Source organism: Nocardiopsis xinjiangensis YIM 90004 (assembly GCF_000341145.1).
Classification (GTDB): Bacteria; Actinomycetota; Actinomycetes; order Streptosporangiales; family Streptosporangiaceae; genus Nocardiopsis; species Nocardiopsis xinjiangensis.
Map to the genome: position 1 here is coordinate 1 of NZ_ANBE01000061.1, position 12,851 is coordinate 12,851.

Annotated in this window: 12 protein-coding genes; 8 read left to right on the forward strand and 4 right to left on the reverse strand. The window is 72.5% G+C overall.

Going from position 1 to position 12,851, the window contains the following annotated elements; translation table 11 throughout:
* The first annotated feature begins 222 nt into the window (after positions 1–222).
* Both secG and D473_RS0123090 read left to right on the forward strand, forming a co-directional pair.
* Complete coding sequence (secG, locus tag D473_RS0123085) at positions 223–462, forward strand: preprotein translocase subunit SecG (protein ID WP_017611407.1); 240 nt, start codon at positions 223–225, stop codon at positions 460–462.
* A 202-nt stretch (positions 463–664) separates the two neighbouring features.
* Positions 665–1,018, forward strand: coding sequence for an RNA polymerase-binding protein RbpA (locus D473_RS0123090; RefSeq protein WP_275040670.1), 354 nt, complete (start codon positions 665–667; stop codon positions 1,016–1,018).
* A gap of 300 nt (positions 1,019–1,318) precedes the next feature.
* On the opposite strand, the gene D473_RS0123095 is transcribed toward D473_RS0123090, so the two are convergent.
* Entirely contained in the window at positions 1,319–1,576 is a 258-nt protein-coding gene (locus tag D473_RS0123095) for a hypothetical protein (protein WP_026127236.1), read from the reverse strand.
* 103 nt (positions 1,577–1,679) lie between these two features.
* Here D473_RS0123095 and D473_RS0123100 point away from each other — a divergent pair, with 103 nt between their 5' ends.
* Positions 1,680–2,396 carry a hypothetical protein gene (locus D473_RS0123100; RefSeq protein ID WP_017611410.1) on the forward strand — a complete coding sequence of 239 codons (717 nt, stop codon included), beginning with the start codon at positions 1,680–1,682 and terminating at the stop codon, positions 2,394–2,396.
* Positions 2,397–2,404: 8 nt separating this feature from the next.
* Here the strand turns inward: D473_RS0123100 and D473_RS0123105 are convergent, their stop codons facing one another.
* Positions 2,405–3,169 (reverse strand): IclR family transcriptional regulator, encoded by a 765-nt coding sequence (locus D473_RS0123105; protein ID WP_017611411.1) that lies wholly within the window; start codon positions 3,167–3,169, stop codon positions 2,405–2,407.
* Between the two features lie 107 nt (positions 3,170–3,276).
* On the opposite strand from D473_RS0123105, the gene hutH reads away from it, so the two are divergent.
* Genes hutH through hutI form a run of 5 tightly spaced genes read left to right on the forward strand, consistent with a single transcriptional unit; the run spans position 3,277 to position 10,316 of the window.
* The gene (hutH, locus tag D473_RS0123110) at positions 3,277–4,824 is read left to right on the forward strand and encodes a histidine ammonia-lyase (protein WP_017611412.1); all 1,548 of its coding nucleotides are present in this window, start codon (positions 3,277–3,279) and stop codon (positions 4,822–4,824) included.
* Positions 4,825–4,846: 22 nt separating this feature from the next.
* A complete protein-coding gene (hutU, locus tag D473_RS0123115; protein WP_017611413.1) occupies positions 4,847–6,523 on the forward strand; it encodes a urocanate hydratase in 1,677 nt (558 codons plus the stop codon).
* Positions 6,524–7,762, forward strand: coding sequence for an allantoate amidohydrolase (locus D473_RS0123120; protein WP_017611414.1), 1,239 nt, complete (start codon positions 6,524–6,526; stop codon positions 7,760–7,762). It begins immediately after the preceding gene.
* Positions 7,759–9,105, forward strand: coding sequence for a formimidoylglutamate deiminase (locus D473_RS0123125; protein WP_017611415.1), 1,347 nt, complete (start codon positions 7,759–7,761; stop codon positions 9,103–9,105). Before D473_RS0123120 ends, D473_RS0123125 begins: the two co-directional genes overlap by 4 nt.
* On the forward strand, positions 9,102–10,316 hold the full coding sequence (hutI, locus tag D473_RS0123130) for an imidazolonepropionase (protein ID WP_017611416.1): 1,215 nt from the start codon (positions 9,102–9,104) through the stop codon (positions 10,314–10,316). The genes D473_RS0123125 and hutI overlap by 4 nt, the downstream gene beginning before the upstream one ends.
* Positions 10,317–10,362: 46 nt before the next feature.
* Here the strand turns inward: hutI and D473_RS0123135 are convergent, their stop codons facing one another.
* Positions 10,363–10,926 (reverse strand): TetR/AcrR family transcriptional regulator, encoded by a 564-nt coding sequence (locus D473_RS0123135; protein ID WP_017611417.1) that lies wholly within the window; start codon positions 10,924–10,926, stop codon positions 10,363–10,365.
* Positions 10,927–10,939: 13 nt separating this feature from the next.
* Positions 10,940–12,460, reverse strand: a complete 1,521-nt coding sequence (locus tag D473_RS0123140) for an MFS transporter (protein WP_017611418.1) — start codon at positions 12,458–12,460, stop codon at positions 10,940–10,942.
* Between the last annotated feature and the right edge of the window lie 391 nt (positions 12,461–12,851).

The following is a 12,851-nucleotide window of genomic DNA, read 5'->3' on the forward strand; positions in this document are numbered from 1 at the left end:
AACAGCCCGTGTCCGGGCTACACTTCGTTGTGGGGTTCTTCCGTACCTCGCGGTGGTCCCTCCGTGTCACCATGGGCACGGTAAAATCCGAAAATGTCCCGGCCTCCTCAGCGCCCTGCTCGCCGTCGGCCCGTGCAACCCGCGTCGAACTCTGTGAGCGGTGTCGAGGGGTCGTGGTGTCCATCTTCCCCCCCACTGTGGGGTCGAGCTGCGGGTGAGCGTGTGATCCTCGGTCTGTCCATCTTCGTGATGCTTCTCAGCGTGCTGCTGATCTTCCTGGTGCTCATGCACAAGGGCAAGGGCGGTGGCCTGTCCGACATGTTCGGCGGCGGCGTCACGTCCTCGCTGGGCGGATCGTCCGTGGTCGAGCGCAATCTCGACCGCATGACGGTTGTGCTCGCCGCCGTGTGGATCATCTCCATCGTGGTCCTGGGCCTGTTGCTGAGCCGGGGAGCCATGTAGGCCCCGCACGGGCCTTTCCTCCCATCCCGGCGCGGCCGCGGCCCCGGAACCAGGGTCTGCGGCGCGTCGGTCATCCCCTGGGGCCGTGTCGGGTTCGACGACCGGACCCCGGGGCGCTCATCGCCCGAGACGTACGGGTCTTCCCACGGCCCGGCCGGCAGGCGCCCCCGTTCACCGTCACACCCGCNGTAGTGGCAGTGCCATCCGTGGCAGCCGGGTCGGAGCCGGCCCCATGGGCGAGGTGGAGCGGGGTGATTCCGCGCCGCGTGTGCGCGTTCCGTTCTATTGCGCCAATCTGCACAGGGTCGTGCCGAGTTTCGCCAGCGAGGCCGCGGTCCCCGAGGAGTGGGACTGCCCCCGGTGCGGGTTCCCCGCAGGCAAGGACCGGGCCAACCCCCCTGCGCCCCCGCGCACCGAGCCGTACAAGACCCATCTGGCCTACGTGAAGGAACGCCGCAGTGAGGAGGAGGGCAAGCTCATCCTCGACGAGGCGCTCGCCAAGCTGCGTGCCGACCGCGCTGCCGTGGAGGCCCACATCCAGGCCTCGAAGAACTGAGGCCCGAGCGCGACCGGGACTTGCGTCTTCGGGGCCCGTCCGAGTCCGGACGGGCCCCGACGTGTGTGCGGGGCCCGTACGGGCAGCGTGGAACGGTCCGGACACCGAGGCAGAACATGAGGGTCCGAGCAGAAGTTCTCATTCCTGGGACTGGTGTGGCTGGGGAGAAATACAGTGAGCCACACATCCCGGATGCCCCCACCTGTAGGAGATGGTGTCGATGTCCTCGTGCCCGACCGGCGGCGACCACGACTGGGTCCTCGGCGACGACCGAAAGTTCCAGTGCGCCAAGTGTGGGGCTCAGAGCGCTCGGCGGTTCTGAGAAACCTCCCCTGGACGCACCGTGCCCCGTGCGGCCGGTTCACCCCGGTCCGATGCCCGCCACGTGACAGGTTCACCCACGGCTTCGGCCACCCCCTTGGCCCAGCGTTCCAAGGGGGCGAACTGGTCCGGACCCTCCCGCAGCACGGTGCGTCCCCGATAGGAGATCCCGTCCAGGACGAGGACCTGTCCGTCGACGCGCAGTTCCGTGTCGTACTCGTGCGTCTTCCGCCTCATGAACGGCAACCCTAACGCCGTGAGGCCGGGACGGATCGGGCTTCCGGGAAGTTCACCCTGCCGCACGGGTCCGATCACGCGTGGGACTTGGAAGAATGGGGGCATGGATGCCCCCGACCCCACGGACGTACCCCCCGACCCCGCGGACGTTGCCGAAGGTGTGCCCGCAGCACCCCAGGGAAGGCCCTCGGACCTGACCGGACGGCCCCACAGCGTTTCCCACCTGCGGCGTTATGTGAGCCTGCGCGGACCCAACGCGCGTATGTGGATGGCCGTGAGCTACTTCTCGGCCGTGCTGACCGTGGGTTTCCTCCTGGTGGCCGGTTCCCTGGGACGGGAGGTGTTCACCGGCGAGGCCACCGCCGGGTCCCTGTCACTGTGGGGCTCGGCCGCCGTCGTGATGGCCTTCATGGGCCCGGGGAGCAACGTCATCGTGCTCCGCGGCCTGCCCCAGCGCATCACGCGCCAGGGCATCAGCGCCGACAGCGACGGGGTCACCGTGCTGCAGGAACGCAAGTGGTGGTTCACCGGCGAGGGTACCTTCATCGCCTGGCCGGAGATCCGGCGTGTCCGCGAAGTCACCACGGGAGCGAGGCGCCACGAATTCATCGAGTTCGTACTGGAAACCCCCCGATCGCAGGCCGAGCTCCCGAACTGGGCCGAGACCGCCGAGGGGCTGGGCCTGGAGCCGGCCGAACCCGATGCGGCCACCCAGTTCTACGTGCAGGTGCCCCGCGACCACGGCGAGAAGATCCTGCGCATGGTCGAACGCACCTCGCCCCTGCCCGCCGTAGTCGAACGAGACCCCCTCGCAGGCTGACCCGGGCCCTACACAGGGACCGCGCGCCCGGCGAGGCGGCGCGTGAGCTCGGAGGCCGCGTCGCGCACCCGTCCGGTCAGCGCTGCCCGGGTGATGGGGCGGGCGCTGGGCACGGTCAGTGCGATCGCGGCGACCGGGTGCCCGTTGTGGTCGGTGGCGGCCGAGGCCACCGAGACGAACCCTTCGGTGACCTGGCCCTCCTCCGAGGACCACCCCTGCCGGCGTTCCTCGGCCAGGACCTCGCGCAGCTCACCCGGGGTGGCCGGGCCCCGGCCCGTGCGGTCGGTGAAGGACCCGGTGCCCGGGTAGAGCGCCCGCACCTGCGCACGCGGCAGTAGGGCCAGCATCGCCCGGCCCGACGCGGTCAGATGTGCGGGCAGGCGCACGCCCACGCCCGTGATGAGCGCGGGTGCGTGCGGGGGCTGTTCCTTGAGCAGGTACAGGGTGTCGGAACCGTGCAGGGTCCCCAGCTGCGCGGTCGCGCCCGTCGACTCGGTGAGCCGGCGCAGCAGAGGACGCGCGAGCCGCTCCACACCGTCGTGGCGCAGGTAGGCCGAGCCGATCTCGAAGGCCGCCACCCCCAGGCCCCACCGGCGTTCCTCGGGAAGGTGGGTGACGAAACCTTCTTCGGCCATGGCCTCCAGGAGCTGGTACACGCTCGACCGGGGCACCCCGATCCCGTCGGCGATGGCCGAGGCAGAGACCGGGCCCGGCCGGGTGGCCAGGAACCGCAGCAACCGCAGCGCCCGTGTGGCGGCCGGAACGTGGCTCATACCCCCGATGCTGCCACACGCCGCCTCAGCACCGTCCGTCCGAGATCTCGGACAGAACTCGCGTGTGGGCACTTCACGCGGGCGGCCACGGGGGATCGAATGGGGCCATGTCCACAGCAGCTCCCTCCCTCACCATCGGCGGCGCGCCGCTCACACCCGCCCAGGTCCTGGACGTGGCCCGCCACGGCGCCCGCGTCGTCCTCGCCGAGGACACCCGCAAGGCCGTCCGGCACGGGCGCGAACGCGTGGAGGCCCTGGCCGCGGGAGAGCAGCCCGCCTACGGAGTCAGCACCGGTTTCGGCGCTCTGGCCACCCGGCACATCGCCCCCGACCTGCGCGCCGACCTGCAACGCTCACTCATCCGCTCCCACGCCGCCGGCGCCGGCCCCGAAGCTGAACGCGAGGTCGTGCGCGCGCTCATGCTCCTACGGCTGCGCACCCTCTGCTCCGGCCGTACCGGCGTCCGGTCCGTCACCGTCGAGACGCTCGCGGGTCTGCTCAACGCCGGGATCACCCCGATCGTGCACGAGTACGGCAGCCTGGGCTGCTCCGGCGACCTCGCGCCCCTGTCGCACGTCGCACTCGCCCTCATGGGTGAAGGGGAGGTCCGCGACGCCTCCGGCGAACGCCGCCCCGCCGGCGAGGCGCTCGCCGAGGCGGGCATCGCCCCCGTCGTGCTCGCCGCCAAGGAGGGCCTGGCGCTGATCAACGGCACCGACGGGATGCTGGGCATGCTCGCCCTGGCCTGCCAGGACCTGGGCCGGCTGCTCACCGTCGCCGACATCACCGCGGCCATGAGCGTCGAGGCGCTGCTGGGCACCGACCGTGTCTTCGCCGACGAACTCCAACGCCTGCGGCCCCACCCCGGCCAGGCCGCCTCCGCCTCGAACCTGCGCGCCCTCCTGGCCGGATCCCCCGTGGTCGCCTCCCACCAGGGCCCCGACTGCGACCGAGTCCAGGACGCCTACTCCCTGCGCTGCGCACCCCAGGTCGCCGGCGCCGCCCGCGACACCCTCGCCCACGCCCACCTCGTGGCCGCACGCGAGCTCGACAGCGTCATCGACAACCCCGTCGTCCTGGAGGACGGGCGCGTGGAGTCCAACGGCAACTTCCACGGAGCCCCGGTCGCCCACGTCCTGGACTTCCTTGCCATTGCCGTCGCCGACACCGCATCCATCGCCGAACGCCGCACCGACCGCATGCTCGACGTGAGCCGCTCCCACGGTCTGCCGGCCTTCCTCGCCGACGACCCCGGCGTGGACTCCGGGCACATGATCGCCCAGTACACCCAGGCCGCCGTCGTCTCCGAACTCAAGCGTCTGGCCGCACCCGCCAGTGTCGACTCCATCCCCAGCTCGGCCATGCAGGAGGACCACGTGTCCATGGGCTGGTCGGCCGCACGCAAACTCCGCCGCGCCGTCGACGGCCTCACCACCGTCCTGGCCGTGGAGCTGCTCACCGCCGCCCGCGCCCTCGACCTGCGCTCACCCCTGGAACCCGGACCGGCCACCGGCGCCGTCGTCCGTGCCCTCCGCGAACACGTGCCCGGCCCCGGGCCCGACCGGCACCTGTCCCCGGAGATCGCCGCCGCGGCCGATCTCGTCACCGACGGCACCGTCGTGGCGGCCGCCGAGTCCGTGACCCCCCTCGCCTGATCCAGCGAAAGGACACCCGACGATGAGCGCTCCGCGTACCGTCCGCGCCGCACGCGGCACCACCCTGTCGGCCAAGGGCTGGCCCCAGGAGGGCGCCCTGCGCATGTTCCACAACAACCTCGACCCCGAGGTCGCCGAGCACCCCGAGGACCTCGTGGTCTACGGCGGCACCGGCCGGGCCGCCCGCGACTGGCGCAGCTTCGACCGCATCACCGCGTCCCTGCGCGACCTGGAGAGCGACGAGACCCTCCTGGTGCAGTCCGGCAAAGCCGTGGGGATCCTGCGCACACACGAGTGGGCGCCGCGGGTGCTCCTCGCCAACAGCAACCTCGTGGGGGACTGGGCCAACTGGCCCGAGTTCCGCCGCCTGGAGGCCCAAGGGCTGACCATGTACGGGCAGATGACCGCCGGATCCTGGACCTACATCGGCACCCAGGGCATCCTCCAGGGCACCTACGAGACCTTCGCAGCCGTCGCCGCCGAGCTGAGCGGTTCGGGCAGGCACAGTGGCGGGACCCTGGCCGGCACCGTCACCCTCACCGCGGGGCTCGGCGGCATGGGCGGCGCCCAGCCCCTGGCCGTGACCATGAACGGCGGGGTCGCCCTGGTCGTGGAGTGCGACCCCACCCGCATCGAACGGCGCCTGCGGACCCGTTACCTCGACGTGCGCGCCGACGATCTCGACCACGCCCTCGAACTGGCCGAGAGCGCCCGCGCCGAACGCCGCCCGCTCTCCATCGGCGTCCTCGGCAACGCCGCCGAGGTCTTTCCCGAGCTGCTGGCCCGAGGCGCGGCCATCGACGTGGTCACCGACCAGACCTCCGCCCACGACCCGCTCGCCTATCTGCCTCTGGGCGTGGCCTTCGAGGACCACAAGGAACTCGCTACCGTAAGGCCCGAGGAGTTCACCGCCCGCGCCCGCGAGTCCATGGCCGCGCACGTGGAGGCCATGGTCGGGTTCCTGGACGCGGGCGCGGAGGTCTTCGACTACGGCAACTCGATCCGGGACGAGGCCCGCACCGGCGGTTTCGCCCGCGCCTTCGACTTCCCCGGGTTCGTGCCCGCCTACATCCGGCCGCTGTTCTGCGAGGGCAAGGGCCCCTTCCGTTGGGCCGCGCTCTCCGGCGATCCCGCCGACATCGCCCGCACCGACCGAGCGATCCTCGACCTGTTCCCCGAAAACGAGCACCTCGCCCGGTGGATCCGCATGGCCGGCGAACGGGTGGCCTTCCAGGGTCTGCCCGCCCGGATCTGCTGGCTCGGCCAGGGCGAACGCGCAGCCGCCGGACAGCGCTTCAACGAGCTGGTCGCCTCCGGGCAGATCAGCGCTCCCCTGGCCATCGGCCGCGACCACCTCGACACCGGTTCGGTGGCCTCGCCCTACCGCGAGACCGAGGGCATGCGCGACGGCTCCGACGCCATCGCCGACTGGCCGCTGCTCAACGCTCTGGTCAACGCCTCCTCCGGGGCCTCCTGGGTCTCGATCCACCACGGCGGCGGGGTCGGGATGGGACGCTCCCTGCACGCCGGCCAGGTCGGTGTCGCCGACGGCACCGACCTGGCCGCGGCCAAACTCGCCCGGGTCCTGACCAACGACCCCGCCACCGGGGTGTTGCGCCACGTCGACGCCGGTTACCCCGAGGCCGAGCGCGTCGCAGGTGCCCACGGCATCCGCGTCCCGTCCCACGAGGGGGAGTGAATGGGCTTCGACCGTTTGTGGGCCGAGCTCGGACCGGTCGGCCGCGACCCCGCCACCGGCGGGTACCACCGGCACGCCTGGAACGCCGCCGACGCCGAGGTCCGTGCCTGGTTCACCGACGCCGCCCGGTCCCGTGGCCTGGACGTGCGCACCGACCGCAACGGCAACCTGTGGGGCTGGTGGGGCACGCCCGCGCCCGGCGCCGTGGCGACCGGTTCGCACCTGGACTCGGTCCCCGAGGGCGGCGCCTTCGACGGACCCCTCGGGGTGGCCTCCGCCCTGGCCGCCGTCGACATCCTGCGCGAACGCGGCCTGGCCCCCCAACGCCCCCTGGCCGTGGCCGTCTTCGTCGAGGAAGAGGGCGGCCGCTTCGGTGTGCCGTGCCTGGGCAGCCGCCTCACCGCCGGGGAGATCGGCCCCGACCGGGTCCGCGCCCTCACCGACGCCGACGGAACCACCTGGGCCGAGGCCATGGCCGACGCCGGACACGATCCCGAAGCACTCGGCCCCGACCCGCACCTGCTCCGGCAACTCGACGCGTTCGTGGAACTGCACGTCGAACAGGGCCGCCACCTCGCCGGCACCCCGCACCCGGTCGCCGCCGCGAGCTCGGTGTGGCCGCACGGGCGCTGGCGCCTGGACCTGGAGGGCCGCGCCGACCACGCAGGCACCACCCTCCTGCAGGACCGTGCCGACCCCATGCTGCCCTTCGCCCACGCCGTGCTGGCCGCCCGCGAGAGCGCCGCCGCCCACGACGCCCGCGCCACCGTCGGCAAGGTCCGGGCCGTACCCAACGGCACCAACGCCATCGCCTCCCGGGTGAGCGCCTGGCTGGACGCCCGCGCCGCCGACCAGGCCACCCTCGAGGCGGTGGTCGCCCAGGTGCGGGCCGAGACCGAGCGCGGGGCCGCCGAGCACGGCGTGCAGCTGAGGACGGCCCGGGAGTCCCACACCCCGGCCGTCGACTTCCCCCATGCTCTGCGCGACCGGGTCGCCGGCGTCCTGGCCCGGCGCACCCCCGACACCGACGTGCCCGTGCTGCCGACCGGGGCCGGCCACGACGCCGCCGTGCTCTCCGCCCACGTGCCCACCGCCATGCTGTACGTACGCAACCCCACCGGTGTCTCGCACTCACCCCGCGAGTGGGCCGAACCCGAGGACTGCCACGCCGGCGTGCTCACCCTGGCCGACGTACTCCAGGACCTGCTGGAGGACCCGACCGGGGAGGTGGCACCGTGAGGTCGCGCCACTGGGCCGAATGGGCCTGGACCGGGGCCGCCGACGGCGCGGTCGACCACGGGGTCCTGCTGACGGTGGAGGACGGGCGCATCACCGGCCTGACCCGTGCCCCGGAGCCGCCCGCGGACGCGGGGACCCTGCACGGCCTCACCCTCCCGGGGCTGGCCAACGCCCACTCCCACGCCTTCCACCGCGCCCTGCGCGGGCGTACCCACACCGGCGGGGGCTCGTTCTGGACCTGGCGTGAGGCCATGTACCGCGTCGCCGACCGCCTGGACCCGCACACCTACCTGCGCCTGGCCCGGGGCGCCTACGCAGAGATGGCCCTGGCCGGCATCACGAGTGTGGGCGAGTTCCACTACCTGCACCACGCGCCCGGGGGTACCCCCTACCCCGACCCCGACGCCATGGGCCGCGCCCTGGTCGAGGCGGCCCGCTGGGCCGGGATCCGCCTGACCCTGCTGGACGTGTGTTACCTGTCCGGCGGCCTGGGCACCGACGGCACCCGCCACCCGCTCACCGGGCCGCAACGACGGTTCGGCGACGGCGACGCCGGACGCTGGGCCGAGCGCATCCGACACCTGGAGCTGGACGGTGACCACGCCAGGGCCGGCGTGGCCGCCCACTCGGTGCGCGCCCTGACCCCCGAGGACCTGGCCGTGGTCGCCCGCACCGCGCACGAACGGGACCTGCCCCTGCACGTGCACGTCTCCGAGCAGCCCGACGAGAACACCGCGAGCCTGGCCGCCCACGGCCGTACCCCCGTGGAGGTCCTGGACGGCGCCGGGGCCCTGGGGCCGCGCACCAGCCTGGTGCACGCCACCCACCTGACCGACACCGACGTCGCGCTCGTGCGCGGCAGCGGCGCCACCGTGTGCCTGTGCCCGACCACCGAACGCGACCTCGCCGACGGACTGCCCCGCACCGGCGACCTGCTGCCCGCACCGCTGAGTCTGGGCACCGACCAGCACGTCCACACCGACCTGTTCGCCGAGACCCGGGGAGCGGAACTGCACGAGAGGCTGCGCACCCACCGCCGCGGCACCCTCGACACCGGGGCCCTGCTGCGTGCGGCCACCCACCACGCCTCGCTCGGCTGGGAGGACGCAGGGGCACTGCGGGTGGGCGCGCGGGCCGACCTGGTCAACGTGCCCCTGGACGGCATCGGCCTGGCCGGAACGCCGCCCGAGAGGGCCGCCGACGCCGTCGTCTTCGCCGCCACCGCCGCCCACGTACGCAACGTCATGGCCGACGGCCGGTGGATCGTATGCGGGGGAGAGCACATGCACCTGCCCGACGCCGCCGAGGACCTCGACACAGTGATCAAGGAGCTCCACACATGAACCCGACCCCAGAGGCCCCCGGGACGATCCTGATCGACGGTATCGGCACCCTGATCACCAACGACCCCGCACTGGGCCGGGGCCCGCTCGGCGAGATCCCCGAGGCCGCACTGGTCCTGGAGGAGGGACGTGTGGCCTGGGCCGGCCCGCGTGTGCAAGCACCCGACGCCGACGCGCGGGTGGAGGCCGCCGGACGGTGCGTGATCCCCGGGTTCGTCGACAGCCACTCCCACATCGTCTTCGCAGGCGACCGCAGCCGGGAGTTCGCCGCCCGCATGAGCGGCACCCCCTACACCGCCGGGGGCATCCACACCACCGTGGCCGCCACACGAGAGGCCTCCGACGCCGAGCTGCTGTCCAACGCACGGACCCTGGTGCGCGAGGCCCGCGCCCAGGGCACCACGACCCTGGAGGCCAAGTCCGGGTACGGGCTCACCGTCCAGGACGAGGCCCGGGCGCTCTCCGTTGCCGGGCGAGTCACCGACGAGGTCACCTTCATGGGCGCGCACCTGGTCGCGCCCGAGTACGCCGACGACCCCGAGGGCTACGTCGACCTGCTCACCGGGCCCATGGTCGAGACCTGCGCGCCCCTGGCCCGGTGGGTGGACGTCTTCTGCGAACGCGGGGCCTTCGACGAGCAGGCCGCGCGCCGGATCCTGGCCGCAGGGGCCGAACACGGACTACTGCCCCGCGTGCACGGCAACCAGCTGGGGGAGGGGCCCGGAGTGTCCCTGGCGGTCGAGGTCGGGGCCGCTTCGGTCGACCACTGCACGTACCTGGCCGACAGCGACGTCGACGCCCTCGCCCAGGCCGCACGGCGCCCCGAACCGACCGTGGCGACCCTGCTGCCCGGTGTGGACTTCTCCACCCGCCAGCCCTACCCGGACGCCCGCCGGCTCGTGGACGCGGGCGCGGCGGTGGCGCTGGCGAGCGACTGCAACCCGGGCTCCTGCTTCACCTCCAGCCTGGCGTTCTGCATCGCCCTGGCCGTGCGTGACATGGGTCTGACCCCGGACGAGGCGGTATGGGCGGCCACCGCCGGCGGGGCCCGGGCGCTGCGCCGCGACGACGTGGGCCACCTGGCACCGGGCGCCCGCGCCGACCTGACCCTGCTGGAGGCGCCCAACCACCTCTACCTGGCCTACCGTCCGGGTGTTCCGCAGGTGGCGGCGGTGTGGAAGGACGGCGCTCTGGTCTCGGGACGGCCCTGAACGCGGGCGGGGCGAGCCCACGAACACCTGCAGGGCCGGCCGGCGGTCAGTCCGCGGGCCGGCCGTTGGCGTGGGAACCCGACAGGGCGGCGATGAGGTGTTCGGCGACCTGGCGGCGCAGCCGGGGATCGAGCGGGCGGCCCCCGAGGGACTCGTGGACCCACAGGCCGTCCGCGGCCAGCCGCAGCACGAAGTCCTCCAGGTCGGCCTGTGACAGCTCGGCGGACTCGGGCGAGGGCACCCACCTGTTCTGTACGTCCTGCCCGTAGGCGCTCAGGATCGGATCGCTGGCGGCCTCGACCATCAACAGCAGTTCCGCGCGGGTGGCACTGGCGGCGCACACCGCGGCGTAGGCGGCCGATTTCTCCTGGGGGCCCGCCCGGTCGACCGTGGTTCCGGCGGCCTGCTCCAGCTGGTCCTCCCACCGTTGGGCCAGGTGTTCGTGCACCGCTTCCAACAGGGCCTCCCGGGAACGGAAGTGGTAGAGCAGACCGCCCTTGGTCAGTTCCGCCTGTGCCGCCACCGAGTCGAAGGTGACCGCGGCGATGCCCTCGCGCTGGACCACCTGGACGGCCGCGTCCAGGATCAGCGTTCTCTTGCTCTGCCGCACAGTGCGCTCCGCATCAGTGATCGACGTAGTGCTGGGAGGAGCTGCCGGGGCCGTGGTGGCGCAGCATCCGGCCGGCGCCGGCCGCGCCCACCGCCAACACCAGGGACACCGCCACCATCACCACCAGGTACGCGGTGTCGAAGGCACCGTAGGCGGCCGAGAGGACGGCGGCGTCGTCCCCGACCACGGCCAGAGCATCGGCCAGGCTCTGCCCGGCACGGTCCGGAGCGTGGGCGGGCAGCTGCACGGTGGCCGCGTAGACGAAGGTGAGCAGACTGCCCAGCAGCGCCACGGCACTGAGGTTGCCGAACTCGTAGGAGACCTCCTCCACCGCCGAGGCCATTCCGGCGCGGTTGCCGGGCGCGTTGCCCACGATCGCCACGGAGGCGACCGACATCGCCGCACCCAGTCCTGCCCCGGTCAGGACCATCCCCGCCACCAGGACGGGGAAGGACAGATGGAAACCGGCGATCGTGGTGACCACACCGACCGTTGCCACACCCAGGCCACCGGCGATCAGCGGCAGCAGACCGGTGCGGTGCAGGACGGCCCCGCCCAGCAGAGCGGTGGGCAGCGAACCCGCGGCGAGCGCGGCGACCAGAAGACCGGACTCCAGAGGGGTGAACCCGGCCACCAGCTGGTACCGCTGGGTGGTCACCAGCTGGATGCCGCCGATGGCGAACATCGACAGGACCGCGGTCAGCACCCCGGCGGAGAAGGCAGGGTTGCGGAAGATCGCGAAGTCCAACAACGGGTCGGGCAGGCGCCTCTGGCGCCGCACGAACAGGGTGAAGGCGGCGGCGGCCACACCGACCGCCAGAGCGACCACCCACGGGTTCGGAGGCACGTGCCCGATCTCCTTGATGGCCAGGACGCCGGCGACGAGACCCGCCATGGCTTGCAGCGAGGAGACCAGGTCCCAGTGTTTGTCCGGGTCGGGCCGGTTGGGCGGCGCGATGGCGAGCGTGGCGGCCAGCGCCACGAGCACGATGGGCACGTTGAGCAGGAAGACCGAACCCCACCAGAAGAACTCCAGGAGAGCACCGCCCACGATCGGGCCCACGGCGATCCCGATGACCGAGATGCTGCCCCAGATCGCGATCGCGAAGTTGCGCTCGCGCTCCCGGGTGAAGATGATCCGGATCAACGCCAACGTCGCGGGCATCATGATCGCCGCACCCACCGCCAGCAGCACCCGGCTGAAGATGAGCACCGACGCGGTCGGAGAGAAGGCCGCCACCAGCGAGGCCAGACCGAAGACGATCAGGCCGAGCACGAACATGCGGACGTGGCCGGCGCGGTCCCCGAAGGTGCCGCTGCCCAGGATCAGACCCGCCATGACCACCGGGTAGGCGTTGATGATCCACAGGCTCTGCGATCCGGTGGCCCCCAGCTCTTCGGTCAGTGTCGGCAGGGCCGTGTAGAGGATGGTGTTGTCCAGGGTGATCAGGAAGAGCCCCGAGGCGACGGTGGCCAGGAGCAACCACCGACGTGCCGGAGCCATGTCGTCCTGCCGGGCGCTGAGCTGAGACATATTCCGAACTGTACTTTCTGGTAGGTACAGCTGGGATTCGGGGTAGAGAGAAACGGATTCCAGGACGTGGGTCTGTGGTGGGGATCGGGGACGAAGACGCGGGGCTGTGGTGGGGGTGAGGGCTCGGGGTTGGTGTGGGTGGTGTTCGTCGGGGCGTCGAGCCCTGGTCCTCGGGTGGAAGCTGCTGGATCGGTGCAGGTGGGTGGTGTTCGTCGGAGCGTCGAGCTTAGCCCGGCCGGGGCTTCCCGCAACCCGCTTCGGCGCCACCCCCACTCCTGTTCCTGGATGGGGATGGTGGCGGCGTTGCGCGGGGTTGGTCGGGGCGCCTCGGGGTGTGCGGTCCACCCCTTGACGCCGGGCTGTTGCGCTCTCGCCGCCGAACACCCACCGG